Annotated in this window: 21 protein-coding genes; 16 read left to right on the forward strand and 5 right to left on the reverse strand. The window is 71.8% G+C overall.

The genetic code is table 11. The features are described 5' to 3' along the window. Positions 1–29 precede the first annotated feature (29 nt). The 5 genes from WMF34_RS47490 to WMF34_RS47510 all read left to right on the forward strand — a co-directional run bounded on the left by WMF34_RS47490 (position 30) and on the right by WMF34_RS47510 (position 5,697). On the forward strand, positions 30–1,898 hold the full coding sequence (locus tag WMF34_RS47490; protein WP_044967527.1) for a DUF2330 domain-containing protein: 1,869 nt from the start codon (positions 30–32) through the stop codon (positions 1,896–1,898). A 77-nt stretch (positions 1,899–1,975) separates the two neighbouring features. Then, complete coding sequence (locus tag WMF34_RS47495) at positions 1,976–2,560, forward strand: Uma2 family endonuclease (RefSeq protein ID WP_012241916.1); 585 nt, start codon at positions 1,976–1,978, stop codon at positions 2,558–2,560. A 25-nt stretch (positions 2,561–2,585) separates the two neighbouring features. Beyond that, positions 2,586–3,830 carry a molybdopterin molybdotransferase MoeA gene (locus tag WMF34_RS47500; protein WP_437991968.1) on the forward strand — a complete coding sequence of 415 codons (1,245 nt, stop codon included), beginning with the start codon at positions 2,586–2,588 and terminating at the stop codon, positions 3,828–3,830. Positions 3,831–3,910: 80 nt separating this feature from the next. After that, the gene (locus WMF34_RS47505) at positions 3,911–4,288 is read left to right on the forward strand and encodes a DUF1304 domain-containing protein (RefSeq protein ID WP_437991969.1); all 378 of its coding nucleotides are present in this window, start codon (positions 3,911–3,913) and stop codon (positions 4,286–4,288) included. Positions 4,289–4,656: 368 nt separating this feature from the next. Continuing rightward, on the forward strand, positions 4,657–5,697 hold the full coding sequence (locus WMF34_RS47510; protein ID WP_012241919.1) for a sialate O-acetylesterase: 1,041 nt from the start codon (positions 4,657–4,659) through the stop codon (positions 5,695–5,697). Positions 5,698–5,770: 73 nt separating this feature from the next. Here the strand turns inward: WMF34_RS47510 and WMF34_RS47515 are convergent, their stop codons facing one another. Then, the gene (locus WMF34_RS47515) at positions 5,771–8,266 is read right to left on the reverse strand and encodes a TonB-dependent receptor domain-containing protein (RefSeq protein WP_437991970.1); all 2,496 of its coding nucleotides are present in this window, start codon (positions 8,264–8,266) and stop codon (positions 5,771–5,773) included. A 423-nt stretch (positions 8,267–8,689) separates the two neighbouring features. Between WMF34_RS47515 and WMF34_RS47520 the strand changes: the two genes are divergently transcribed. From WMF34_RS47520 to WMF34_RS47540, 5 genes are all read left to right on the forward strand, one after another. After that, positions 8,690–10,249 (forward strand): BNR repeat-containing protein, encoded by a 1,560-nt coding sequence (locus WMF34_RS47520; protein ID WP_437991971.1) that lies wholly within the window; start codon positions 8,690–8,692, stop codon positions 10,247–10,249. A 403-nt stretch (positions 10,250–10,652) separates the two neighbouring features. Then, complete coding sequence (gspC, locus tag WMF34_RS47525; protein ID WP_437991972.1) at positions 10,653–11,624, forward strand: type II secretion system protein GspC; 972 nt, start codon at positions 10,653–10,655, stop codon at positions 11,622–11,624. Between the two features lie 296 nt (positions 11,625–11,920). Further along, positions 11,921–13,774 carry a vWA domain-containing protein gene (locus WMF34_RS47530; RefSeq protein ID WP_437991973.1) on the forward strand — a complete coding sequence of 618 codons (1,854 nt, stop codon included), beginning with the start codon at positions 11,921–11,923 and terminating at the stop codon, positions 13,772–13,774. Positions 13,775–13,834: 60 nt separating this feature from the next. Beyond that, complete coding sequence (locus WMF34_RS47535) at positions 13,835–14,677, forward strand: hypothetical protein (RefSeq protein WP_437991974.1); 843 nt, start codon at positions 13,835–13,837, stop codon at positions 14,675–14,677. Positions 14,678–14,750: 73 nt separating this feature from the next. Then, a complete protein-coding gene (locus tag WMF34_RS47540; RefSeq protein ID WP_437991975.1) occupies positions 14,751–14,993 on the forward strand; it encodes a hypothetical protein in 243 nt (80 codons plus the stop codon). 345 nt (positions 14,994–15,338) lie between these two features. Here the strand turns inward: WMF34_RS47540 and WMF34_RS47545 are convergent, their stop codons facing one another. Beyond that, positions 15,339–15,605 (reverse strand): hypothetical protein, encoded by a 267-nt coding sequence (locus tag WMF34_RS47545; RefSeq protein WP_044967532.1) that lies wholly within the window; start codon positions 15,603–15,605, stop codon positions 15,339–15,341. Between WMF34_RS47545 and WMF34_RS47550 the strand changes: the two genes are divergently transcribed. Next, complete coding sequence (locus WMF34_RS47550; RefSeq protein WP_437991976.1) at positions 15,595–16,758, forward strand: glycoside hydrolase family 11 protein; 1,164 nt, start codon at positions 15,595–15,597, stop codon at positions 16,756–16,758. The genes WMF34_RS47545 and WMF34_RS47550 overlap by 11 nt on opposite strands. Positions 16,759–17,335: 577 nt before the next feature. Further along, on the forward strand, positions 17,336–18,301 hold the full coding sequence (locus tag WMF34_RS47555; RefSeq protein ID WP_437994716.1) for an NAD(P)-dependent alcohol dehydrogenase: 966 nt from the start codon (positions 17,336–17,338) through the stop codon (positions 18,299–18,301). Positions 18,302–18,484: 183 nt separating this feature from the next. On the opposite strand, the gene WMF34_RS47560 is transcribed toward WMF34_RS47555, so the two are convergent. Further along, positions 18,485–19,837 (reverse strand): CapA family protein, encoded by a 1,353-nt coding sequence (locus WMF34_RS47560; protein ID WP_437991977.1) that lies wholly within the window; start codon positions 19,835–19,837, stop codon positions 18,485–18,487. Positions 19,838–20,069: 232 nt separating this feature from the next. Here WMF34_RS47560 and WMF34_RS47565 point away from each other — a divergent pair, with 232 nt between their 5' ends. From WMF34_RS47565 to mobA, 4 genes are all read left to right on the forward strand, one after another. Continuing rightward, on the forward strand, positions 20,070–21,956 hold the full coding sequence (locus WMF34_RS47565; protein WP_437991978.1) for an FAD-binding oxidoreductase: 1,887 nt from the start codon (positions 20,070–20,072) through the stop codon (positions 21,954–21,956). Between the two features lie 286 nt (positions 21,957–22,242). Beyond that, a complete protein-coding gene (locus WMF34_RS47570) occupies positions 22,243–22,731 on the forward strand; it encodes a MarR family winged helix-turn-helix transcriptional regulator (RefSeq protein ID WP_049876579.1) in 489 nt (162 codons plus the stop codon). Positions 22,732–22,762: 31 nt separating this feature from the next. Continuing rightward, a complete protein-coding gene (locus WMF34_RS47575; protein ID WP_044967534.1) occupies positions 22,763–23,482 on the forward strand; it encodes an acetolactate decarboxylase in 720 nt (239 codons plus the stop codon). 99 nt (positions 23,483–23,581) lie between these two features. Then, entirely contained in the window at positions 23,582–24,241 is a 660-nt protein-coding gene (gene mobA, locus WMF34_RS47580) for a molybdenum cofactor guanylyltransferase (protein WP_437994717.1), read from the forward strand. A 6-nt stretch (positions 24,242–24,247) separates the two neighbouring features. Here mobA and WMF34_RS47585 read toward each other — a convergent pair whose 3' ends face one another. Next, positions 24,248–25,249, reverse strand: a complete 1,002-nt coding sequence (locus WMF34_RS47585; protein ID WP_437991979.1) for an MBL fold metallo-hydrolase — start codon at positions 25,247–25,249, stop codon at positions 24,248–24,250. Positions 25,250–25,257: 8 nt separating this feature from the next. Further along, positions 25,258–25,881 (reverse strand): hypothetical protein, encoded by a 624-nt coding sequence (locus tag WMF34_RS47590; protein ID WP_044967536.1) that lies wholly within the window; start codon positions 25,879–25,881, stop codon positions 25,258–25,260. Positions 25,882–25,887 lie beyond the last annotated feature (6 nt).

Raw genomic sequence — 25,887 nt, forward strand, 5'->3', positions numbered from 1 at the left:
GGGGCATGCTGCTTGCCAATCGGCCTCGCATGCCCCGACGGTCGCTTGCGGTCGCTCTTTCTTCATCGGTCCTTCTCTCGCTCTCCGGCGACGCCCTCGCCACGGGGGCGTGGCTGCCCGGCGCCGGACAGGCGTCGGTCGAGCAGCGCGTCGCCGTCGCGGCCGGGCCGGAGCGCACGACGCTCTGGACGAGCCTGCGGTTCCAGGGCGCGAGCGGGCCGGTGGCCCTCGTCGTTCCGGTGCCGCCGCTCGCCGCGCTCGACACGAGCTCGGACGCGTGGTTCGAGGCGCTCGAGGCGGCGACGGCGCCCCGGGTGCTCCCGCCCCAGGGCGTCGACCCGTACTGCCCGGGGGAGGCGGGCGCGCCGAGCCCCTTCGAGACGGTCGGGCGGCTCGCCCACGAGGCCACGCTCGAGCCGGTCGAGGTGACGGTGCTCGAGGACGCCGACGCCGTCGCGCGCTGGGCGGCGTCGGCCGGTCTCGCGCTGTCCTCCGAGGCGGCCGCGCAGCTCGGGGGTCTGCGAGGGATGCGGTTCGTGGCGGCCCGCTTCGACGCTCCCGGCGGCGCGGCGGTCACGAGGACGCTGCGCATCGCCACGGGCGGCGGCGAGCCGATCTTGCCGCTGTCGCTGGCCGGGGCGGGCGCAGGCGACGTGCAGGTGACGGCGTGGCTGCTCGGCGACGGCCGGGGCGCGCTCTCGGGCGCGGCGCCGGTGACGCTCCCGCCGGCCTCGCTGAGCTGGGACGCGAGCGCGCAGCGCAGCGATTATGCGGAGCTCCGCGCCGGGGCCCTCGGCGAGGCGGGGCTCCACGGGTGGCTCGTCGAGGGCGCGGGCCACGAGGCGCTGAGCCGCCGCATCTCCCTCGGCAGCGACAGCGTGGACAGCGTGATCGAGGCCTATTTTGCGCGCGCGAGCGCGTACGGCGACATCGGCGATGCGCCGGGCACGTGCGCCGCGGTCGCCGCGGCCGCGCTGGAGTCGAGCCTCAAGGTCGCCGCGAGCTGCCCGCGCGCCGCGCACGGCGTGGTCGACGGCGCGCTGGACTGCGCGGAGTCGCCCCGGAGGGACGAGACCGATCCCGACCTCCTGCGCTGCGGTCCGGCCGCCGACGACCTCGCGGTGGGGCTCTCCGGGCTCGCGCCGTCGTCCGTGTGGCTGACCCGCGTCTCGCTCCGGCTCGCGGCCGGGCAGCCCGGCGCGGACTGGCCGCTGACCTTCGGGGAGGGCTCCGCGATCTCGCCGGTCGTGAGGGCCGGGCGTGTCCTCGTGGACGAGTGCTCCGGCGAGGCCGGCGCGGGCGGCTCGTCGGGCGTGGGCGGGCCCGACGGCCTGGGCGGCGGGCCGGGCAGCGGCGGATTTGGCCCGGCCAGCGGCTCGTCCGGCGCCGGGAACCCGCCGCCGGACGATGACGACACCTACGACGAGCCGGCCGCCGACGTGGGCTGCGGCTGCTCCGGCACCGCCGATACGGTCGTCGTGGATGACACCGATCCGCAGGACGTCGAGGACGACGAGTACTACGCGGAGGACGACGGCTGCAGCGGGGACACGAGCGAGCCGGCGCCCGAGGACGAGTACTACGCGGAGGACGACGGCTGCAGCGGGGACACGAGCGAGTCCGAGGACGAGTACTACGCGGAGGAGGACGACGGCTGCAGCGGGGACACGAGCGAGTCCGAGGACGAGTACTACGCGGAGGAGGACGACGGCTGCAGCGGGGATACCGACGACTCCGCCGAGTCGGAGGACTGCTCGATGGCGGGCGAGCGGAAGTCGAGCGCCCGGAAGAAGCGCGGGCCGAAGCTGTCGGTGATGGCGCTCGGGATGTTTGCGCTGATCGCGCCCCTCCGCCGCGCGAGCCGGCCGCGGAAGGGCGGCGGGCGCGGCGGGCGGTAGGCCGCGCGGCGGCGCTCCGGGAGGGGGGGCGCACCGGGGGGCGGTTCCCGTGGCATACTCCCGGACGAGGTCATGACGTGAACGCGCCCGCCCGCCGGCTCTCCTTCACCTACGCCGAGTACCTCGAGCAGGAGCGGGCGAGCCCGACGAAGCACGAGTTCCTCGGCGGCGAGATCTTCGACATGGCCGGCGGCACGCCGGAGCACGCGCGGCTCGCGGCGCGGGTGACGGTGGCGCTCGGCGCGCAGCTCGGCCGGCGCCCCTGCGAGGTGTTCTCGTCCGACCTCCGCGTGCGCGTGCGCGCCACGGGCCTCGCCACCTACCCCGACGTGAGCGTCGTCTGCGGCCCGATCGCGCGCGATCCCGAGGACAAGGACGCCGTGGTCAACCCGCTGGTGCTGGTCGAGGTGCTGTCGGACTCCTCGGAGGCCTACGATCGGGGAGAGAAATTCGCGCACTACCGCCGGATCCCCTCGCTGAGGGAGTACGTCCTGGTCTCCCAGGCGCACCGGAGGATCGAGGTCTTCCGGCGCAACGAGGACGGCACGTGGACGCTCTACGAGGCCGGGCCCGGCGAGCGCGCGCGGCTCGCGTCGATCGACGCCCTGCTCGATGTGGACGAGGTGTACCGGGGCGCGCTCGAGGCCTCCGCGGCGGTCTGAGCGGCCGTCGTTCCACGGAGAGCCGATGCGCGACGTCCGGATGCGGGGTTTTCGCGAGCACACGGCGGTCGAGCGCGCGCTCGAGGTCCTGGAGCGGCGGATCCAGCGGCTCGCCGACGAGCTGGTCCCGATCGCCGAGGCGGTCGGGCGGGTGGCGGTGGAGCCCGTGCGCGCGCGGATCAGCGTGCCGCACTTCGTCCGCGCGGCGATGGACGGTTACGCGCTGCTCGGCGAGGCGACCGCCGGCGCGGCTGCGCTCGCGCCGGTGGAGCTCGCGCTCGTGGGCGCGTCGTTCCCCGGGCGCCCGCACGCGGGCGCGATCCGCCGGGGCGAGGCCGTGCGCATCACGACCGGCGCGCCGGTGCCGGAGGGGGCGGACGCGGTGCTCATGGCGGAGCGCGCGGAGGAGGGCGCGGGCCGCGACGGGGCGGCGGTCGTGCGGGCGCGCGAGCCGGTGCCGTCCGGCAAGCACGTCGCGGCGATCGGCGAGGACGTGCTGGAGGGCGCGGAGGTCGTGCCGGCGGGGCGCCGGCTGCGCCCGCAGGACGTCGGCGTGCTCGCCTCGACCGGGGTCGCCGAGGTGCGCGTGGTGCGCAGGCCGTCGGTGCGGATCCTGATCACGGGCGACGAGCTCTTGCCGCCGGGGAGCGCGCCGAGCGGTGCGTGCATCGTCGACACGAACAGCCTGGTGCTCTCGGCGCTCGCGCGCCGTGACGGCGCGGAGGACGTCGCCGTCGCGTACGTCCCCGACCGGCGCGAGGCGGTGCGCAGCGCCCTCGAGGCCGCGGGCGGGGACGTGGTGCTTGTCTCCGGCGGGTCGTCGGTCGGCTCGGAGGACCATGCGCCGCTCGTGCTCGCGGAGCTGGGTGAGGTGGTGGTCCACGGCGTCGCGATGCGCCCCGCGAAGCCCGCCGGGTTCGGCTTCTTGCCCGGGGGGCGGGCGGTGTTCCTGCTGCCGGGCAACCCGGTGTCGTGCCTCTGCGCCTACGAGTTCTTCGCCGGCCCGTCGATCCGCGCCCTCGGCGGCCTGCCGCGCGCGTGGCCGCACCGGCGGCGGCGGTGCGTGGTGGCGAGCGAGATCGTCTCTCAGCCCGGGCGCGTCGATTACGTGAGGGTGCGTGTCGAGGGAGATCGGGTGTTTCCGATCGCGACGAGCGGCGCGTCCATCCTGTCGTCGACGACGCGCGCGGACGGCGTGGTCATCGTGCAGGCCGAGGAAGCGGTGATCGGCGAGGGCGCCGAGGTCGAGGTGCTGCTCTACGACGCGTGAGGCGGGGGAGGGGCGCCGCGCTTGAAGCACGTTTCGGGGGCATCCGGTGGCGCCGCGGCACGCGTGGTAAGGTGTGCCGCATGCAGATCGCTTCTCGGATCGTCGTCACGTTGATCGGAGTCCTTCACATCTACATCCTCATCCTGGAGATGTTCTTGTGGCGCTCGGAACGAGCGTACAAAGCGTTCGGTACAACCCCCGAGGTCGCCGCGATCACCGCGCCGCTGGCGGCCAACCAGGGGCTCTACAACGGATTCCTCGCCGCGGGCCTGCTCTGGGGCGTCATCCATCCGAACAGGGCCTTTGCATGGCAAATCCAGACCTTCTTCCTCCTCTGCGTGGCCGTCGCCGGTGTCTACGGCGCCGCGACGGCAAAGCGATCCATCCTGTTCGTGCAGACCGTCCCGTCGGCCATCGGCCTCACCTTGGTCCTGCTCGCAAACCAGGCGGGTGGCTGAAGCGAAGCGGCTCGGTCGGCGGCGTCCGCGCGGCGGCGCGCCGCGGGACCCAACCTGGGACGCGGCGCGTCCGTTTCAAATTTCCGCGGTCCCGGACCGTGAAACCGCTTCGCTTCCAAAGGACGGGTCGGCGCTCGAGGCGCACCGAAGGACGAACTCCGCCGATGATGAAAGAATCCATCGACAGCGGTCTTCTCCGCGCGCCATCCCGGGCCGAATCCTGGATGCCAGGCACCCAAGATGCGATAGGGTAGGCCTCGGCGCTGAGCGCTTTGCGGGCGACGTTCGTCCTGTCGGCATCGCACGGCCGGCCCCCCCAATTCCGCTCTTGTGTTCTGATCGCGACCGGGCGCGACGAGGTAATGACCATGACCCAGATGAACCGCACACTCCGAGGCACTGCCAGATTCCTGCTCCTCCCATTGCTCGCCATGCTCGCTGCGTCGGGTTGTGGCGAGTCCTCTTCGCCCGGCGCGACCGGTGATACCGACAACACCGGAGGGACCGGTCCGGGGACCGGAGGCGGCGCCGCGAGCAGCACGACCGCGGGGACCGGAGGCGGCGCCGCGAGCAGCACGACCGCGGGGACCGGGGGCGACGCCGCGAGCAGCACGACCGCGGGGACCGGGGGCGGCGCCACGAGCAGCACGACCGCGGGGACCGGATCGGACAGCAGCGGGGCAGGCACCGGCGGCGCGCCGAACTCACGTCCGACGTTTCACATCTTCATGCTCATGGGCCAGTCGAACATGGCTGGCGTCGCGGCCAAGCAGGCCAGTGACCAGAACTCCGACCAGCGGCTCAAGGTCCTCGGCGGGTGCAACCAGCCGGCCGGACAGTGGAACTTGGCCAATCCGCCGCTCAGCGATTGCCCTGGTGAATCGCGAATTAACCTGTCGACGTCGGTCGACCCAGGCATCTGGTTCGGCAAGACCCTGCTCGGAAAGCTGCGTGAGGGGGATACGATCGGGTTGATCGGTACTGCTGAGAGCGGTGAGTCGATCAACACGTTCATCTCAGGTGGCTCACATCACCAGACGATCTTGAACAAGATCGCCAAGGCGAAGACGGCCGAGAATGCGCGCTTCGCGGGCATCATCTTCCACCAGGGTGAGACCGACACCGGCCAGAGCTCATGGCCCGGCAAGGTCGTTCAGCTCTATAACGAGATGAAGGCAGCCTGGGGTGTCGACTACGACGTTCCCTTCATCCTCGGGGAGCTGCCTGCGGGCGGATGTTGCAGCGTGCATAACAACCTCGTGCACCAGGCGGCCGACATGCTGCCTGATGGATACTGGATCTCCCAGGAGGGGACCAAGGTCATGGATCAGTACCACTTCGATCATGCGTCCGTCGTCCTCATGGGCACGCGTTATGGTGAGAAGATGATCGAAGCCTTGAAGTGGTAACCTGAGGCCTCCTCTCCTCCCGCCGGAGCGGGCGCGGGCCGCCGCCGGCCTGGGGCGCCGCGCCTCCCGGGCGTCAGAACCCGCCCTCCAGGCCGAAGTTCGGGACGGTGACAGGCCCGAACGTCGTCGGCTTGCACGACGAGAACGCATCGCACCTCCCCGGCAAGGTCTCCTTCGATAACGTGGTGTTGAGCACGTCGAGGACGACCGCCAGCCAGCCCGACTTCCCGATCGACCAGCGCTTCTCCAGGCGGACATCCAGGCGGAAGAACGGCGGCAGCCGCTCCCACCGCGCCGCTCCGCCGGCGAGAGATCCGGAGCCTCCGGGGACGCCGCTGATCGGCGGGAGCGTCGCGCCGTCGATCCTCTGGGGGAGCCCGGAGTAGAACACGACGCGCCCGCCAGCCCTGTATCCGCGACCGAGGTCGTAGGTCAGCGCGACGTTCGCCACGTGGGTCCTGTCGAACGAGCTCACTTGCCGGCTTCGGCCGATGCTGCGCGTGGAGCGCGACAGCGTGTACGACGCGAACCCGCCGACGCGCCGCGTGAGCCGCCGGTGGGCCGACAGCTCCACGCCGGTCGCGGCGCCGAGCGCGCGGAGCGTGAAGGCGTCCTCGGCCGACTCGAGGCCCAGCGCGCCGAGCGCGTCGGTCATGTTGAAGAACGCGTTGTGGAACACCGAGACCGTGGCCGTGATGTCCTCCGGCAGCGCGAGCTCGACGCCGGCGCTCGACTGGAAGCTCCGCTGGAGGCCGTCCTGGAGGCGCGGGCGGACGCCGGGGATCGGGACGACGAAGCTCGGCAGCTGGGAGGCGACGCCGTGCGCCTGCACGAACGTCACCCCGCGCCCGAGCGAGAGCCGCGCCGAGAGCCGCGGATCGACGGCGAGCGCGACCGTGCCGTCCGAGTGGTAGAGATCGAGCCGGAGCCCGGGGGTGATGCGCAGGCGCGGGGTGATCGCGATGTCGGACTCGATGTAGCCGCCCACCGTGAGGTCGACGCGGCTGCGGCCAAAGAGGAAATCGTCGGCGGGGGAGTCGTCGTCATCGTCCGGCGCGACGCCGCCCGGAGGGGCGTCGGCGCCGATCCCGAGATCGAGCTCGTTGTCGTCGACCACGGCGTCGATGCCGGCGCGGATCATCGTCTCGTCGCGCAGCCGGTGAGCGAGCGAGAGGCGCGCGCCGAGGCTCCGCGTCAGCGCTTTCTGGCCGTCCTCGATCCCCGTCTCGTCGTGGCCGAGCGTCAGCGCGCCGCGCAGCGCGCTGCCCTGGCCATAGGCCTGGTCGTACCGGAGATCGAGCCGGTGAAATGTCGTGTCGAAGAGGGTCGTCTCCTCGCCGTCTTCCTCGCTCGCGAGGAAGTCGTGGGCGCCGAACGCGAAGAGGCTCACCCGGCCTTCCGGGGCGACCTCGTAGGACAGCCGGGCCTGGTAATCCCAGTAATCGAGCGCGACCTCGGGGGCGGCGAGCGAGAGGAGCAACGCCGTGTACGAGTAGCGGCCGCCCAGGAGCGCGGCCCCTCGGTTTCCGGCGAAGGGGCCCTCGACGAGCCCGCCCACGTCGACGAGCCGCAGCATGCCCTCACCGTGCCAGTACGGGAGCGGCGGCGTCGTCTCGCCCGCGACGATGCCGCCGGCGTACCGACCGTGACGCGCGGGGTAGCCGCCAGGGTAGAGGTCGACGCGATCGACGATGCCGGGATGGACCACGGAGGGCCCGAGCCCGAGGTGATAGAGGTAGGGGACGCGGATGCCGTCGAGGAAATAGCCGACGTTGCCCGGCGGTGAGCCGCGAACGTAGAAGAACGGCAGCCCCGAGACGATGGGGGTCACCCCGGGGAGCACCTCGAGGGCGCGGAAGGGGTCGCCGAACGCGCCGGGGATGATCCTGACCTCGCCGCGGCTCAAGCTGGAGACGCCGGGCGCCGGCTGCTCGCCGCGCACGGTGACCTCGATCGCACGCGGCGCGCTCGGCGCCGGCCCGGCTGCCGTGGCCGGGCGCTCCGGCGCGGGCGCGGAGGCGCCGGGCGGCGCGGCTGCGGAGGCGTCGGGCGGCGCGGGCGACGCGGCTTCGGTGAAGCGGACCTCGACGCGGATCCTGGCGGCGACCGGCGCGCCGCTCCTGGTGGCCGGCGCAAAGCGGAACGACGTTGCGGCGGCCACGGCGGCCGATGCGAACGGCTCCACGCCATCCTCGGCGACCGCGGAGCGGACGGTCCCGTCCGCGTTGACCGTGAGGACGAGGCGGACCGTCGCGTCACCATGCGCCCCAGCTGGGTAGTCGGCGCTGAGCGGCGTGAGCGGCGCTGGTGGGACGAGCGCCGCCGGCGGCGCATCGGGAGGCGGCGCCGCCGGCGGCGCATCGGGGGGCGGCGCCGCCGGCGGCGCATCGGGGGGCGGCGCCGCGGGCGGCGCATCGCCGGACGGCTTCGCCGGCGGCGCATCGCCGGACGGCTCCGCAGGCGGCTTTGCATGGGGCAGCGGCGTGTCGGGCGCGGCGGCGGCGAGGCACGGCGCGAGCGCGCTCGCGAGCAGCGCCGCGGCTGCCGTGGATCGCCGGAGGGAGCGCATCGCTGCGCCGCGGAGGGGCGGCTCGGCGACGACCAGCGCGGAGCGCTGCGCCGAAGAGCGTGGCGACCAAGGGATCGAAACGATGGAATTTTTCATGTGAGCGGCGCTCGTGCCGGCGTCCTGACGGGCTTCCCGGGGAACCGGTCGATCGGATCGCTCTCGTAGGATCGAGCTTCCCGGAGGTCGACCGCCAGCTCCAGCCATGATCTACGCCGAACGACCGCTCACTTCCCCCTCACCGGCTCGAACACCACGCCGAGCTGCCAGGTCTCCCTGGGGAGCGCCCCCTTCGGACCGCTCTGGTCGGCGGGCGATGACAGCGCAATGCGATTGCTGGAGAGCTATCTGCCGCGAATCCTTCAACGATCACCGCTTGCCTCGCTTGGTACCGCCGCGGCACGGCGAGTATCCTCGCGCAAACGCATGACCCTCCGACGTATCTTCTCCATCCTGCCCGTCCTTGCGCCGGTCGTCTGGCTGACGAGCTGCGGCGATGGCGAGCGCCCCTCGACGCCCGCGTCGTCGACCTCGTCAGGCTCAGGCGGCGCGGACCCGGGCGGCGGCGGCGCGGTCGCGACGACCTCCGAGGCCACCGGCGCGGGGGGCGGCACGACGACCAGCGGCGCGACGGTCGGCAGCACGACCGTCAGCAGCACGACGACCGGCGGCGGAGGGGCGGAGCCCGTCGCGCCGGGGATCGTCAAGCTCGGCGAGGGAAAGCTCGCGGAGTCGGGGCTCACCGTGGTGTCCTACGGCGGCTACCTGAACGGCGAGTCGTTCCAGCAGGACGGGATCGTGTCGTTCGGCGGCTTCCAGTACACCGCCTTCTGGAACACCAACCGCAACGTCGTCCTCGCGCGGCGGCGGCTGCCGGTGAGCGCCGGCGGAGCGGCTGGCGCCTGGGAGAAGTTCGACTTCAAGGATTATCGGCTGAGCGCCGACGACGCCCACAACACGATCTCTCTCGGGATCGCGCCAGGCGACGGCACGCTGCACCTCGCGTTCGATCACCACGGCAGCAACCTGCACTACCGCCGCTCGGTCACGGGTCTCCTGACGGACCCGGAAGGCGCGGCCTGGGCCGCCTCGAGCTTCGGCGCCGTCTCGAGCGCGCTCGTCGGATCGACCCGCGTGTCCCTCGTGACGTACCCGCGGTTCGTCACCGAGCCCGGCGGGGACAGGATGCTCCTGAGCGCCCGGATCGGCGAGAGCGGCAGCGGCGACGAGCACCTGTGGGAGTACGACGCCACGACGCACGCCTGGACCGCGCTCGGCGAGTACATCGAGGGCACCGACGCCAGCATGAACGCCTACCTGCACGGCCTGTCGTACACGCGCGGCGGCTCGCGCCTGCACGCGGCGTGGTGCTGGCGGGACACGCCCGACGCGACGACCAACCACGATCTCCTGTACGTCTACAGCGACGATCACGGGCGCACCTGGAAGAACAACGCAGGCGCGACGGTCGCGACGACCGGCGCCTCCTTCGTCTCGCTGCGCACGGAGGGCCTGTCCGTGTGGCCCATCGGCCAGAACCGAGGGCTCATCAACCAGGAACACATGACGGTCGACGCGAGCGGCCGCGTCCATGTGCTGCTCTCGCACCTCCCCGACGCCGAGACCGACAATTCGAACTTCACCAGCGCCCGGACGCGCAGCGAGTTCTTCCATTATCTCCGCGACACCGACGGGACCTGGGCGCGCCACGGCATCGGCTTGAAGGTGGTCCAGAACTTCCGGGGCAAGCTCGCGATCTCCTCCACCGAGAACGTCTATGCGATCCTCCCCGATCTCCGCATCGCCGGCGCCTCCCCGAGCGACGGTTACGCGACCTGGACGCTCCTCGACGCCGCCGACTCGGGCCGGTTCTTCTCCGATCCTCTGATCGACGCGGCCCGACTCGAGACCTCGGACGAGCTCACCGTGTACTACCCACAGCGGAGCTCCGTGGACATCTGGGGCCTGGAGTACGCGCTCCGCTGAGCCGCGCGAAGGCGCTCCTCGGTCCCCGAGCGCGCCCTTCACGGCCCCGTTTCCCAGGGCGAGCGCGCGAGCTCGCTCGCCGCGCCGTCCCCGTTGGCCGCCAGATCTCCCCTGATCGACGGATCTTCCGGTTGTTCCACCGGGCGACGCGCGTGACGCTCGCGGGGCGCGCTCCGCGTCCGTATCGGACGAGCCGCGACCGGCGCTGAGCGGTCCAGTCAGAGCGGCAGTCCGTGCTCCATGGGGACGCGCGTCGCGCTCGCTCTCGCGCAGGCACGCTCGGTGCTCGCCCTGAGGCGCGGTCTCGCCGGTGGCGAGGGCGCGCACTGCCGCGAACGCCGCGGCGGCAAGGGACACTCGCGCAGCGAGCCCCGGCGCGCTCCGGCCAGGAGGAGCGTTACTCATGAACCCGGACGCGTTCGTCAAGCGCCGATTCGCATTCATCCTGGGAGGAATGGTCGCGGTCTCCGCGTATTTTCAGGCCTCCGGGGTATCTCAGCTCATCGCTCACCAGATCACGCGGGACGGCGAGGCCTCCGCCCCCCTCGTCACAGATCCTGTCGAGGCGCCGCTCTCCGAGGAGGATCCCCCGCCGAGCGCGGCGCCGATCCTGGAGCGCAATCCGTTCGACTCGACGACAGGGCCGCTCGTACCCCCGCCGAGCGCCGCGCCCGCCGCCCCGGCGGATCTCTCGCAGCTCGACCCCTACCTCGCTCCACCCTGCGATACGGGCCGCGTCGTGCTGATCGCCATGTCCGAGGACCCCGAATGGTCGTTCGCCGCCGTCGAGAGCGACGGCGGACACACGGCGCTCGGGCGGCGAGGCGGAGAGATCGGCGGCCGCAAGGTCGAGGACATCGCCTGGGATCGGGTGTGGATGACCTCGACCTCGGGGGGCGCGCGCTGCCAGATGCAGCTCGGCAAGAAGGGCGGAGAGGGCGGCAAGAAGGAGCCCGAGCCGCAGGCGGCAGCGCCGGCTCCGTCCCGCGCGACGTACCGCCCGAGCAGCAGGAGCGATGTCCCGCCCGAGATCGCCTCGCGGATGCAGCGGGTGAGCGACACGGAGATCGACATCGACCGCTCGGCGGCCGAGAAGATCTTCGCGCAGCCCGAGCTCGTGACGCAGACCTCGGCGGCGATACCGGAGATGCGGGACAACAAGGTGATCGGGCTGAAGATGATGGTCAAGCCAGGCTCGGTGCTCGAGTCGTTCGGGGTGCAGAGCGGCGATATCGTGAAATCGATCAACGGCATCGACCTGACGGACCCACAGAAGGCCATGCTGGCCTACTCGCGCATGCGCTCCGACAAGAGCCTTTCCGTCGTCGTCGAGCGCGACGGCCGCCCGACGAGGCTCAGGGTCAACATCCGCTGAGACGAGGAGGCGGGCCCGACCGGCAGCCGCCCTCGCGCAGGTGTGACGCCGGGCGCCCCCGGCCTTGTCGCACCTGCGGGCGGCGGCCGGGCGGCGGCGGCCGGGCGGCGGCCGACGCGGAGGTCGGACTCCGGCGCACGGGCGACCCCTGCCGAACAATCTACGATCGCCGCTGTCTCTCCGGCTGGAGCGCCCGGCGGCGGCCGGCGCGGTCGCTCCGGAGCGGAGCGACAGAACAGATGCGGCGCTCACCCGTCAGACCGAGCACCCGCTCTGTCCGCGGGAGGGGAAAGACCATGAACGAACTCGGAATCGTGTGGGTGAAGCGAGCGCTCCTCGGCGGCGCGCTCGTGCTGGGGCTCTCGGGGGCGGGGATCGCGTGCAATGCCCAGAAAGCCTCCGAGGCGTCGGCGCCTCCGGAGGCGTCCCCGGCCTCGATGCCGCTGGGGAACGCCGCCGAGGCGAAGCGCGAGACCCTGGCGGAGGCCGCCGAGCCCCTGAAGGCGGCGCGTGAGCTCGCCGCCCCCACGCGCGACATGGCGGGCGGGAAGGGGCGCGCGGGCGCCGGCGGCCTTTTGGCCCCCGCCCCGGCGGCCACCGCGGCGCCGGGCGAGGGCGCGGCCCGCGCCGCGGCGCCCGAGGCCGCGGGCCTCGACCCGAACGGCCGCTTCGCCACCACGTACCGCCCCGGCGGCGGCCACCTCGCCGCGTTCGAGTCCGCGGTCGCGCGCGGCATCGTCCCTCCCGACGGGCGCGAGCTCGTCAGCGACGTCGGCGCCCGCTACGCCCCGTCGATCGACGTCCCGAAGGGCTCGGCGCTCGCCCTGCGCACGGACCTCGAGCGCACGCGGGTCCCGCCCGGCGGCGGCCCGGTGCACGTGCGCGTCGCGCTCCGCTCGACGGCGCAGGCGCCCGCGGCGCGGCCGCACCTGTCGGTGCACCTCGTGCTCGACGTGAGCGGATCCATGCAGGGCGAGCCCATGGCGCGGGCGCGCGACGCGGCCCGGGCGCTCGTCGACAGGCTCGACGCGAACGACGACTTCTCCCTCGTCACCTTCTCGAGCGGCGCCGACGTCAGGATCGACGATGGGCCCGTCGGGCCGCGGCGGGCGGCGATCAAGGCCACGATCGACGGCATCCGCGAGGGCGGCGGCACCAACATCGGCCAGGGCCTCGCGCTCGGCTACGCGCAGGCCGCCCGGCCGGGCATCCCCGAGGGCGCGGTGAAGGTCGTGCTGCTGCTCTCCGACGGGCGCGCGAACGCCGGGATCACGAGCTCGGAGCGGCTCTCGCGGCTCGCGCTGGACGCCTTCCAGGGCGGCGTCCAGACGAGCACGTTCGGGCTCGGCGCCGACTACGACGGCGCGCTGATGAGCGCCATCGCGAGCGACGGCGCGGGCGGGTACTACTACCTGCGCGATCCGGATCAGATCGCCCCGGCCCTCGCGACGGAGCTCGACAGGCGGCTCGATCCGGTCGCGACCGCGGTCGAGCTGCGGGTGCGGCTGAAGCCGGACGTGAAGCTGCTCCAGGTCTACGGGTCGCGCCGGCTGAACGACGTGGAGGCGGCGCGCGTGCGGACGATCGAGGTCGCGGCGGACGCGCAGTCCGCGAAGCGCGACGGCATCGAGCGGGACCGGCAGGACGACGCCGAGGGCGGGATGCGGTTCTTCATCCCGGCGTTCTCGCGCGACGACAGCCACGCGATGCTCTTCAAGCTGGGCCTCCCGGCGGGCGCCGACACGCGGGCCATCGCGGCGATCGAGCTCAAGTACAAGGACCGCGTCGCCAAGAAGAACGTCGTGGACGAGGCGCCGCTCCGGGTCGCGTACGCGACCGGCGACGCGGACAGCGCGGCGAGCGTCGACCCGTCGGTCGCCCGCACGATCCAGGGCTTCGCCGCCGGCGAGACGCTGGCCGAGGCCGCCCGCCAGATCGCGCTCGGCGATCGCGCCCGCGCCGCCGCGCTGCTCTCCGAGCGGGAGGGGATCCTGCATGCCGCGGCCGAGGCGCTCGGGGAGCCGCTCTTCCTGAAGGACGCGGCCCGCCTCGCGCGCCTCCGCGGCCACGCGGGGGCCGCGGGCGGCCTGGGGGATCCGCTCGTGCTGGCGATGCTGCTCGAGACGGCCTCGCGGACACACCTTCACTGAGGGCGGGGCTCGGGGCACGATGGCGCAGCGGCGATCCACCGGCGGGGCCGAGGGGCGGACATGACCCAGACATTCACACTCCGGCGCGATGTGGCGGCGCAGCACGTCGACGTCGCGCCGGGCGGCGAGATCGTCCTCCGCGGCAAGCTGGTCTGCTCGACCGACGCCTCGGTCATCGACGCGGCGACGACGACCTGGCCCGCGGGCGCGCCGGGCGGCGCGTCGGTCGACAGCGGCGGGCTCGTCGACCTCGAGCAGGGCGGCTTTCACATGACGAGCCGCGACCCCGCGACCCACGAGGTCCACGCCATCGCGACCGGGGATCCGGCCCCCGCGTGCGCGCTCGCGGGCGTGGAAGCCCCGTGCCTCCCGCTCCGGCTCCTGCCGCTCGCGCGCTCGCGGCTCCAGACGGCGCAGGAGCTGGGCAGCTGCCTTCACGGGGGCATCACGGTCGAGGTGCCGGACGCCGTGCTCCCGCCCGTCGCGCCCGCGGCCGTTCCTTACGTGCAGGGCGCGGCCGTGCTGCTCGGCGCCTCCGTGCTCGCGTCGATCGGGTGGGTCGTGCAGCGCCGGCGCGCCCGATCGCCGTTCGGCCGCCTGCTCGATCTTGCGAAGCGCACCCGGGCCAAGCTGAGGGCCGCTGACCCGGTCGTGGCCGCGCCGCTCGTGCCGGCCGTGGAGGCCGCGCTGGGCGCGCTGAAGCGGCGGCGTGTGGACGCCGCCTCGACGGAGGGCAAGCGGGTCGCGGAGGTGCTGCGGCGGGTGGAGCTGCGCCTCGACGCGTCGGCCGTGGAGGCGCGCGCCGGCAGGGAGCAGCAGGCGGCGGACGAGCTCGTCCGCGAGATCGAGAGCGCGCTCGAGGCGGTCGACGAGGTGGACGGCGCGCGGCGCGGGGGGGCCTGAGGTCGACCAGCCCCCGCCGGAGGTCTGCGCGACGCGGCTGTCGCGCGGCGTCCACCTCGCCTCCATCCGCGCGATGTACCGGCGGCTGGCCGCCTCCGGCGAGAGCGGCGAGCGGCGCGCCCAGCGTGCGCCGATAAAGCACGCCAGGCCGACGCTCACCGCCACGGCCCCCAACCCGATCTGGACGTGGGACATCACCGCGCTGCGCGGGCCGCTGCCTGGGGTCTTCTACGGCCTGTACGTCGTCCTCGACCTGCTCAGTCGCACGACCGTTGGCTGGAGCCGGAACGCGTCTCTCTGCGCGATCCACTCATAGGATTCTCGTCCGGCCCGTCTCAATCCTGTTGGCATTTTCCGCCCCCTCTGTGCCAACGTTGGGTGAGAAACACGAGCAATGAAACCGCACAAAATGGCGTTGTGTCGCGGTCGCTCCCTGGCGTATAAATCTAGTCGAAGGACCACATGATCTTCCAGAGAGAGCATGGGTGTCCGGGCAAGGTTTCGGACTCTGCGAATGGTACTGCGTGATCCTGTGTGATCAACTGCGAATGTCGTTGTCTCCCCTGGTCTCGATGCGCGACAGAGAGTCCCTGACAGGCGAGTCGCTTCGTGTGCATCTTCGGGAAACATTGGAAACACCTATGAAAAATTCAAAGCAGAATCAGTTCTCTCGTTGGTTCATACTGGCGTTCGCGTCAGTCGCGCTGGCAGCCTGTGGCGGTGATGACGATGCCACAGGGCCCTCGAGCAGCTCATCGTCTTCTAGCAGCTCTTCCTCCTCCAGCTCCAGCTCTAGCTCGTCTTCGAGCACCTCCAGCTCTAGCTCTTCCTCCTCCAGCTCCAGCTCCAGCTCATCTTCGAGCACCTCCAGCTCGTCTTCGAGCAGCTCCAGCTCGTCTGGTGGCGATCTCGCATTGGTGGTCGCCATCAACTCCGGTAGTAATTCGAGCGCAACGGTTGACGGCGTGGAGTACCAGGCGGACAAATACTCTAGCGGTGGTACGACCAACAGCACGCAAGACGCTGTAGTTGGTGGGCAGCTCTATCAAACAGAGCGGTATGGCTCATTCAAGTATGAAATCCCGGTTACCGCCAATGGCAACTATACCGTGAAGTTGCATTTTGCGGAGATTGATAAGAACAGCGCTGGTTCGCGCAGCTTTGACGTTGCGATCGAAGGCAACACCGTTGTCAGTGATCTGGATATTTATGCCGAAGTTGGTCATGACGTGGGCCACACGGAGACCTTCGCGGATATCGCGGTGAATGACGGCAGCGTCACGATCGAGCTGATCAAGGGTGTGGATAACCCCACCATCGCGGGGTTCGCTATTTTCTCCAATGATGGAGAGCTGGATACAACAACGGTCACGCCCCTCCCCGATTTCTCCAAGTACTCGGCCTACACTCAGAGGTACACGGAGAAGACTGTGATCAATTCGAATCACGCGACGGGTCACGTCGGTGATTTCTTCTTCACCCACTGGAAGGATGGCGGCTCGACATCGTTGACCGTGGACCCGAACGGCGAGTTCAGCGTGACCTGGCAGGGCGGTGGCTATAACTATGTCGGTGGTCCAGGGTGGCATTACGGAGATGAGAAGAGGGTGATCGGCTACCGCCTCAATAACGACAGCGGCGCGAGCTATATCGCCTTGTACGGCTGGGGGTACGACAAGACCATGCCCACCTCGAACGCGGCGCACCTGGTGGAGTATTACATCCTGCAACGATGGAGTTATGACCCCAGCCAGGGCGCCACCGCTGGCAAGACCTTCACGAGCGATGGGGTTCAGTATTCCACGTACCGCTCGACGCGGAACCAGCAGCCCTCCATCAATGGTCGCTCCACGTTCTACCAGTACTGGAGCAAGCCTGCTCAGCCGCAGGCCCTCGGGCAGGACCACAAGATCATCTTCGCCGATCACGTGAAGGCATGGGCCGACAACGGCTGGATCGTCCCGAACATGAACAACCTGGATGCGAGCGACGATCCCACCTATCAGGTCCTGGCCGTCGAGGTGTTCAACCCCGGTAGCAATGGAACTGCAGCTGGTCGCGTCTGGAACGCGACGCCCTGATCCAAAGATGATGTGGCGCTCCTGAGCGTTTCGTGGGTGTACGGCGCGAGCGCCCGTCGAATGCCTCGATGGCGCCGTGCTCGACGCCATCGAGGCGCTCCGCTTCGCTCCGACCCGCTTCGCGGGCGCCCTTTCGGACGGCCTCGACGGCGTCTGCGCGCGGCGCCAAGGTGTTCACGCTCCCGTTAGATGATGGGTGGGGGCCGCTTCTCGCTCACGCAGGATGATGGCTCGCTCACGCGCACGATGGCCATCGCCCCCATCCGGTGCCCGGAGCCTCCGCAGGAGGCTCCGTCCGCCCATCGCCCGCGCGACGTGGCCGCCGGGGCACGCAGGGTGCGTCAAGGGCGGCGCAGCCGCCGAGCCCTGCGAGGGCACCCTTGACGCGTCCCAGCACCCCCGCACGCTCAGGACGCGATGAGCCGACCACCACGCCCGTGACCGGGGCCCGCTCACCGTCGCGATGATCATCCGCCAGCCCGAGCGAGGAAGCATCAAGAGGAAGCATCAACCAGCTTGATTCTCAACGGGTACGAGCGGAATGGACACGCTCCGGCAGCGCCGGTATGACTGGACCATGAGAGCCGCCCGACGGGAAAGGTACGGTTCAGCGGAAGTCATCCGGCTCGAAGACGTGGCAGTGCCCACGCCGGCCGATGACGAGATCCTGGTGCGGGTCCACGCAGCCACGGTGAGCCGCACCGACTGTGCGTTGCTCGCGGCCTCCCCGTTCATCATGCGGTTCATGACTGGCCTTCGCAGGCCCAGGAACAAGGCGCTCGGCACCGACTTCGCGGGACGGGTGGAAGCGCTCGGCTCGCGCGTACGCAGCTTTGCGGTCGGCGACGAGGTCTGGGGAATGAACGATCTGGGGGTCGGGTCTCATGCGGAGTACCTCGTCGTTTCCGCAGAGGACTCGGTCGCGCGCATGCCCGCCGGCCTGAGCTTCGAGGAGGCTGCAGCCTGCATCGAGGGCGCCTGGTATGCTTACAGCATCACCCAGCGAGCGGGCCTCGAGAAGGATCGGCGGGTGCTGATCAACGGGGCTACCGGGGCGATCGGATCCGCGCTTCTGCAGATCTGCGTCCACCTGGGCGCCACCGTGACCGCGGTGGGGAACACCAGGAACCTGGAGCTGTTGAGGTCGCTCGGGGCCAGCAGGGTCATCAACTACGAGCAATCGGACTTTACCCGGGACGACGAGGTCTATGACCACGTATTCGACGCGGTCGGAAAGAGCACGTTCGGCGCCTGCAAGCGCTTGTTGACGCCCAGGGGCGTGTATGTTTCCTCGGAACCCGGACCTGGCTGGCAGAATCCATTCCTGGCGCTCGCCACGCCCGTGCTCGGCGGACAGCGGGTCGTGTTCCCGATACCCGTCGATCGGAAGGCGTTCCTGGAGGTGCTGGGCCGGCTCGTCGCCGAGCGCCATTTCCGGCCCGTCATCGACCGTACCGTTACCCTCGATGCGGTCCAGGAGGCCTATGCCTACGTCGCGTCCGGGCAGAAGACGGGCAACGTGGTGCTGAAGCTCACGGAGTGAGGGGTTTGTTCTACCCCCATGCAACCCAACAGGGCGCAGGAGCCGACGGGCGCTGGACGCCGCGGCGCTCTACAATCGTTGGGCGGACGGAGTGACACGCGATGAGCGCCATCTCGGGTGGGTGCTGGCGGGCCGGGAGCAAAAGCGCGGGCGGCCTGTCTGCCCACGATGAGCAGGCCGCGTTCAGCGGATCGGGCCGGCGACCCTCGGCGGCGAGGCGGGGGCCGCGTCCGCGGCGGGCTCGAGCGGCGCGCAGCCGTCGGCGGCGAAGGGGCCGATCGCCGGCTCGCCCTTGACGAACGCCGAGACGCGGCGCATCCGCTCGGCGAAGGCCGCCTCGGTCTCCGCCCGCCGCGGGTCGGCCGCGAGCGGGACGGTCCCGAGGCCCTCGCTGCGCACCGGGCAGATCTCGGCGAGGGGCGGCGCGCCTCGCCGCAGGCGCAGGCGCGCGATCATCGCGAGCTCGGCCGCGGGGCCGGTCCTCTTCACCTTCATGATGAAGTTGCCGAGGCTGTAGAAGATGGGCCGGCCGCGGCGGAGCTCGATGCCCTGGAGCACGTGCGGGTGGTGGCCGAGGAAGGCGTCGGCGCCCGCGTCGATGGCGGCGCCGGCGAGCGCGCGCGCCTGGGGCAGCGGGGTGTCCAGGTACTCGGTGCCGCCGTGGTAGCTCACGACGACCGCGTCCACGCCGGGCTGCTTGCGCGCGGCGCGCACCGCGGCGGCGAGCCCGTCCCGCTCCGCGCCCGCGACGAACTCCCGCGCCGGGTGCTGCCAGAGCGAGCCCTGGTTCCAGATGCCGGTCACGGCGAGCAGCGCCACGCGGAAGCCGCGGCGCTCGATGATGGCCGGCGCGTACGCCTCGAGCCGCGTCCGGCCGGCGCCCACGTAGGCGACGCCCGCGCGCTCGAGGTGGCCGAGCGTCTCGAGGAACGCGCCCTTGCCGTAGTCCCACATGTGGTTGTTCGCGAGCGACACGACGCCGATGCCGGCGCGCGCGAGCGCGTCCGCGCCGGCCGGCGGGCCCGTGAACACGAGCGGCTGGCGCGGGTGCTGGGTCTCTCCGCCCTGGTCGCTGAGCTGGTTCTCGAGGTTGACGAAGCGCACGTCGGCGGACGCGAACAGCGCCGCGACGGAGGCGAACGGATCGTACGCCGGATCGCGGAGCAGCTCCTGGCCGAGCGCCTTGCCGAGGCAGACGTCGCCGCCGGCGAGGAGCGTGATCGTGTCAGCCGGCGCGGCGGTGGCGTCAGCCGGCGCGGCGGTGGCGGCCGGCGCGGCGGTCGACGCGACGGTGGCGGCCGGCGCGGCGGTGGCGTCAGCCGGCGCGGCGGTGGCGGCCGGCGCGGCGGTGGCGGCCGGCGCGGCGGTGGCGGCCGGCGCGGCGCGGGCTTCCCGGGTCGCTTCCGCGACGTCGCGGGGCGCGGCCGGCACGACGGCGGGCGGAGGCGCGAGCCCGGAGCCCACGTTGGCGGGCCGCTCGCAGCCGATCTGCGCGGCCGCTGCGCACATCGCGAGGAAGAAAGGGGCAGGGCGCATCTCGAGCGGCGTCTCGGCGCGCATTATCCACGGGCCCGCGGCCGCGCCCAAGTATCCGGTGGTACGCCCGCCGACGTTCGTGCCACCATCGCCGCGCGTTGAGCAGGCCCAGAAGAGCCGCGGCGTCGATCGGCGGCCGCGCTCTCTCGACGGACGTCCGGCCCGCTCCAGCGCGATCTACTCGGGATTGGACGCGCGCTCGTGCGCGGGTTGCTTGGAAGGCCTTATCTCCATGGTGAATCGAAGACGTGAGACTCCCTCGGGCTCGACGCTGCTCTCTTCGCGCGGCGCGACGCCGTCGAGCACGCGCATCGTGCCGGGCCCCGCGCCGCGCGACGAGGCGCGCGACGAGGAGCGCAAGGACGGCTGGGGCTTTGCCGACACCCGGTTCGTCGTCAAGCCGAGCGGCAGCGTCGTGCTGACCGGCACGCGGTACAGCATCAGCAACGTCGAGCTGCCGTCGCTGCTCCCGTGGATGTCGGCCACGCTCGCCGCGCCGCTCTCCTACGAGAACCGCAACGAGCCGCACTACCCGCCCCGGATCCCCGACGCCAAGGTCGCGAGCGAGCTGCTCGCCGCGCTCCGCGGCTTCCTTTCGGACGATCAGATCTCGCAGGATCCGCTCGTGCGCCTCCGCCGCGGCCACGGCCACACCGGCGCCGAGATCTGGGCGATCCGCTACGAGCGCCTCGAGCGCGTCCCGGATCTCGTGGTGTTCCCCGCGTCGCACGACGACGTCGTGCGCCTCACCGAGGTCGCCAAGCAACACGGCGCGTGCCTCGTCCCGTTCGGCGGCGGCACCAACGTCACGGACGCCCTGCGCCTGTCGATCCACGAGGAGCGGACCGTGATCGCGGTCGACATGCGGCGCATGAACAGGATCCTCTGGCTCGATCCCGTGAACCGCATGGCCTGCATCGAAGCGGGCGCGACCGGGCGGCACATCGTCGCGGAGCTCGAGAAGCACGGGCTCACCATGGGGCACGAGCCCGACAGCCTCGAGTTCTCGACCCTCGGGGGGTGGATCGCGACGAACGCGAGCGGGATGAAGAAGAACCGGTATGGCAACATCGAGGATCTCGTCCTCGACATGCAGGTCGTGACCGCGCGCGGCGTGGTCGAGCGGCCGCACGTGGCCCCGCGCGAGAGCGTCGGCGCCAACCCGAAGAACTGCATGTTCGGCAGCGAGGGCAACTATGGAATCGTCACCAGCGCTGTCGTCAAGCTGTTCCCCCTGCCCGAGGTCCAGCGCTACGGCAGCGTCATCTTCCCCGACCTCGCGCGCGGGCTCGCGTTCCTCTACGACCTGCAGGCCGCCGGCGCGCTGCCCGCGAGCGTGCGCGTCATGGACAACACGCAGTTCCATTTCGGTCAGGCGCTCAAGCCGAAGAAGTCCGGGCTGCTCGCCCGGGTGAAGAGCCAGGCGGAGAAGCTCGTGGTGACCCGGATCAAGGGCTTCGATCCGCACCAGCTCGCCGTCGCCACCCTCGTGTTCGAGGGGACGAAAGAGGAAGTCGACTTCCAGGAGAAGACGCTCTACCGCATCGCGGCGCAGCACGGCGGGATGAAGGCGGGCGCGGCGAACGGCGAGCGTGGCTATCAGCTCACCTTCGGCATCGCGTACATCCGCGATCTCACGTTCGAGCACTGGGCGATCGCGGAGAGCTTCGAGACGAGCGTCCCGTGGAGCCGGGCGCTCGAGCTCTACGACCGGGTGCGCCAGCGCATCCTGCGCGAGCACGAGCAGCGGCGCCTGCCTGGCAAGCCGTTCTTCACGGGGCGTATCACCCAGGTCTACCCCACGGGCGTCTGTATCTATTTCTATCTCGGCTTCTACGCGAAGGGCGTCGACGACCCCGTGCGCCATTACGCCGAGATGGAGCACGCCGCGCGAGAGGAGATCCTCGCCGCCGGAGGGTCGCTGTCTCACCACCACGGGATCGGCAAGATCCGGCAGGATTTCGTGAAGGACATCTACTCGGACGGCGCGCGCGCCTTCATGCAGCAGGTGAAGCAGGCCGTCGATCCGGACAACCTGTTCGGCGCGGCGAACCACGGCGTGCTCGGCGAGGTCGCGCTCTCGAGCGCGGAGGAGCAGGGGCGAGCGCCCTCGCCTTGACCCTGGGCGGCGCGGCCGCCGGCGGGGCGCGACGCCGCTGGAAGCGCCGCGCCAGCCGCTGAGATCCCTGCGTCATGCTCCCCGTCGAGGGCAGCACCATCGCATCGATCCTCCCTCGTGGTTGACCGCCTCGCCGGCCAGCCAGAGCCGCCGAGCGGCGCGACCTCATGCCGCAGAAACATGACAGCTCGGCAGTCGCCGGCCGTGTGGCCGAGCTCGCCGCGGCGCGGAGTGCCCCGGTGCCAAATTGGTTGCGCATCGCAACCATCTGTGGTCTCCTCGAAGGGTGACCACGAGAGAGCTCCGCTCGGAGGTCCGCGCCTTCGTGCGCGGTTTCGGTCTCCTGGACGAGGAGCGCACGCCGTGCGGCGTCCGGGTGGCGCCGCGCGAGGCCCACGCGCTGACGGTCCTGGCGGACGCCGAGCGGGCGGGAGAGCAGCTCTCCCAGAGCGACCTGCGGCGGGCGCTCGGCATCGACAAGAGCAATGTCACCCGGCTGATACAGCGCCTTCGCGAGGAGGGCCGGGTGGAGCAGGACGTCAGCGAGGAAGACGGGCGGGTCCGCCGCCTGCGGCTCACCTCGGCCGGGCGCCGCATGGCGGGGCGACTCGAGGGGCAAAGCCTGGTGCGGTTCCAGTCGATCGTGGACGCCATCCCCTGCGAGGAGCGCGCCGCCGTGGTGCGCGCGCTGCACGTCCTGAATCGCGCGCTCTCGCGCGTGACCCGCGCGACAGAGGAGCAACCCCATGCGAGCGATGCGAGCGACTCTCCCTAGCGTTCTTCCCGGGCTCCTCGGAGCTCTCCTGATGGCCCCGATCGCCTCCTGCACGCCTTCCTGCGAGGCCGCCGCGGGGCCGGCGCCGGGCGCGCCGGCGGCGGTGCAGGTCCGCTCGTTCGGCGCGCTGCGCGCGATCATGCACGAGGGGCAGACGGGGCCCGCCGTGCGCATCGGCGATGTGGTGCCGGGCCCGCGCGCGTTCGGGATCGGGGCGCTCAGCGCGCTGCGCGGGGAGGTGACGGTCGTCGACGACGCGATCTGGACCTCCTATGCGCGCGACGACGGGACCCTCGACGTGCGCCCCGCCGGGGCGGAGGAGGAGGCGGCGCTCTTCGTGGTGGCGAACGTCGCGCGCTGGCAGGAGGCGACGCTCGACGCCGACGTGCCTGACGGGCAGATCGACGCGCGCATCGAGGCCTTGCTGCGGGAGCGCGGGCTCGACACGGAGGGCGCTGTCCCGGTCCAGGTGCGCGGCGGCTTCCGCGATCTCCGCTGGCACGTCATCGACGGGAGAAAGCTCGCCCCCGGCGGCGGTCACGCGGACCATGTGCGGGCGTCGGTGAACGGAGCGCTCCCCGCCGCCGAGGGGGTGCTGGTGGGCTTCTTCTCGAAGCGCCACCACGGCGTCTTCACGCACATGGGGTCGAACACGCACTTTCACGTCGTCCTGCCGGAGCGACCGCTGATGGGCCACGTGGACGGCGTGACGCTCGCCCGCGGCGCGCGGGTCCTCCTGCCGGCGCCTTGAGGCTTGGCACGAGCGCACCGGCGGCAGCGGTCGGCGCTCGGCGCGCGCCGCGGGCGCATGTACCGGGCAGGGGTGGTATGCAGGACGGCGGTGAAGCTCATGACGGCGCCCTCGGAGGACGGCGGCGGGGCGGGCCGCGTGGCCGGCCTCGCGGGCGTCGTGCTGTGCGGCGGGCAGAGCCGCCGGATGGGGCGCCCCAAGGCATGGCTGCCGTTCGGGGGTGAGGCGCTGCTCCAGCGGGTGGTGCGGCGCCTCGGCGAGGCGGCCTGGCCGCTCGTGGTGGTCGCGGCGCCGGGGCAGGAGCTGCCGCCGCTGCCGGAGGGGGTGCTGCTCGTGCGCGATCCGGTGGAGGGCCGCGGGCCGCTGCAGGGCGTCGCGGCCGGGCTCGACGCGATCGCGCCGCTCGCCGAGCGGGCCTACGTCGCCTCGACCGACGCGCCCTTCCTGCACCCCGCCTTCGTGCGGCGCCTCGCGGATCTCCAGGCGGGCGGCCACGCCATCGCGGTGCCGCGGGCGGAGGGGCACCATCACCCGCTCGCCGCGGTGTACGCGTGCGCCGTGCGCGGCGAGGTGGCGGCCTTGCTCGCCGAGGGCAGGCTGCGGCTCTCCACCCTGCTCGAGCGGGCGCGCACCCTTGTCGCGGAGCCGGAGCTCCTGCTCGCGGATCCGCGGCTCCGCGCCGCGGATCCGGCGCTGCGATCGCTGCGCAACCTGAACACGCCCGAGGACTACGCGGCGGCGCTCCGCGAGCTCGACTGACCCGGCCTATTCGCCGCGCGGCGCCGGCGCGCTCGCCGCCGCCGCGCCCCCGGGCTCGCCCCTCGTGATGAGGATCCGCTGCTCTCCGTGCCTGGGCAGGATCACGCGATCCGGCCCCAGCCCGCGCGCGGCCATGACGCGCCGGAGCTCGCGGGGCGCCTCTCCGAACGTATCGGTGCTGTTGATGAACGTGTCGAAATGGATAGCCATCATCCGCCGCGCCCCGAGGTCGAGGAAGGCCTGCACCGCCTCCGCCGGATCGACGTGCTTGCTCTCCATGAACTCGCGCGGCCCCACCGGCGCGATCGGCAAGAGGGCCAGATCGATCGCGGGGAATCGCGCGCGCGTCTTCACGAAGTCATCGCGGTCGTAGGCTGTGTCGCCGCCGAAGTAGACCGTGATTCCATGGTACTCGACGACATAACCCGTGAAGCTCTCCGTCATCCAGTCCCGGTCCAGCCCGTAGCGATAGCCGGAGTGCCGCACCGGGACGGCCGTGATCTCGAGATCGCCCTGCCGCCATGTCGTCCAGGTCGGGACCTCGAACGACGCGAAGCTATGGTTGGGCACGTAGACGAGCCCGCCCCGAGGCACGAGCAGCGCGCGGACCTTCGGCTCGATCAGGGACAGCGACCCGAGCGAGAGGTGGTCGAGGTGCATGTGCGAGATCAGCACGGCGTCGATGGGCGGCAGGTCCTCCGGGGCGAGCCCCGGCTCGACGAGCCGCTTCACCATGAGGCCCACCGTCGACGTGAAGACGGGGTCGGTCAGGATCCATCGGTCGTCGATCTGCACGAGCACGGTCGCGTGCCCGACCCAGAGCGCTGCGAGCCTCGCCTCGGGGCGATACGGCGCGCGCACCTTGTCCGGCACGGGCAGCGGGCTCGCGAACAGCCTCGCCACGTTGCTCTCCAGGATGCGCGCGGGCACGCCGCACGACAGGCCCGCGAGCGCGAGGAGCGCCGCGGCGGACAGGCGAGCTGGCGACGAGGAGGGGCGCGTGGCCATGCGCGGCGTCAGAAGTAGCGGATGCTGAGCGTGAACGTGGTCGATCGCAAGGCGGCCGTCGGCGTGGCCGCCACCTGCGCGCCCAGGGCGCCGAACAGGGTATAGACCCCCGCCTCGTACGAGGCCGCCACCTGCCCTCGAGCATGGAGCGCGGATCCGCCGAGCGAGCAGGACAGGTAGTCGCCGCCGTCGAGGAGCGGGAAATAGGCGCGGACGCCGCCCCGGATCACCCAGCGATCGGCGAACGCGCCCGGACGGGCGACGTACCCGGGCGAGCCGAAGAGCTCGATCGAGCCGGCGTGACGCGTGAGCGGCTCCGCGATGAAGGCGCGCCACGGCGAGAGCTTGCGGTTGATCCCGAACGAGTAGAGCAGCGGCGTCACCTGCCAGCGGAACCCGAAGCGCGCCTCGCCCGGTTCGAGCCACAGCTCGGGGCTCGGCACGAGCTGGACGAAGAGCCACGTCAGCGTGGGGCGGATGTCGGGCTCCGTGGCGGCGACCGCCGGCGCCGCCTGCCGCGGCGCCTCGGGCGACGCGCCCGCGGCGAGCGGCCAGAGCAGCCAGCCGAGCGCGGCGGCGCAGGCGGCCAGCGCGGGAGCGCGGCGTCGCGCGAGGGAGCGCGCTCCGGGCATGCCGCG

It is taken from the genome of Sorangium sp. So ce145, from assembly GCF_051525985.1.
GTDB classification, from domain to species: domain Bacteria; phylum Myxococcota_A; class Polyangia; order Polyangiales; family Polyangiaceae; genus Sorangium; species Sorangium cellulosum_B.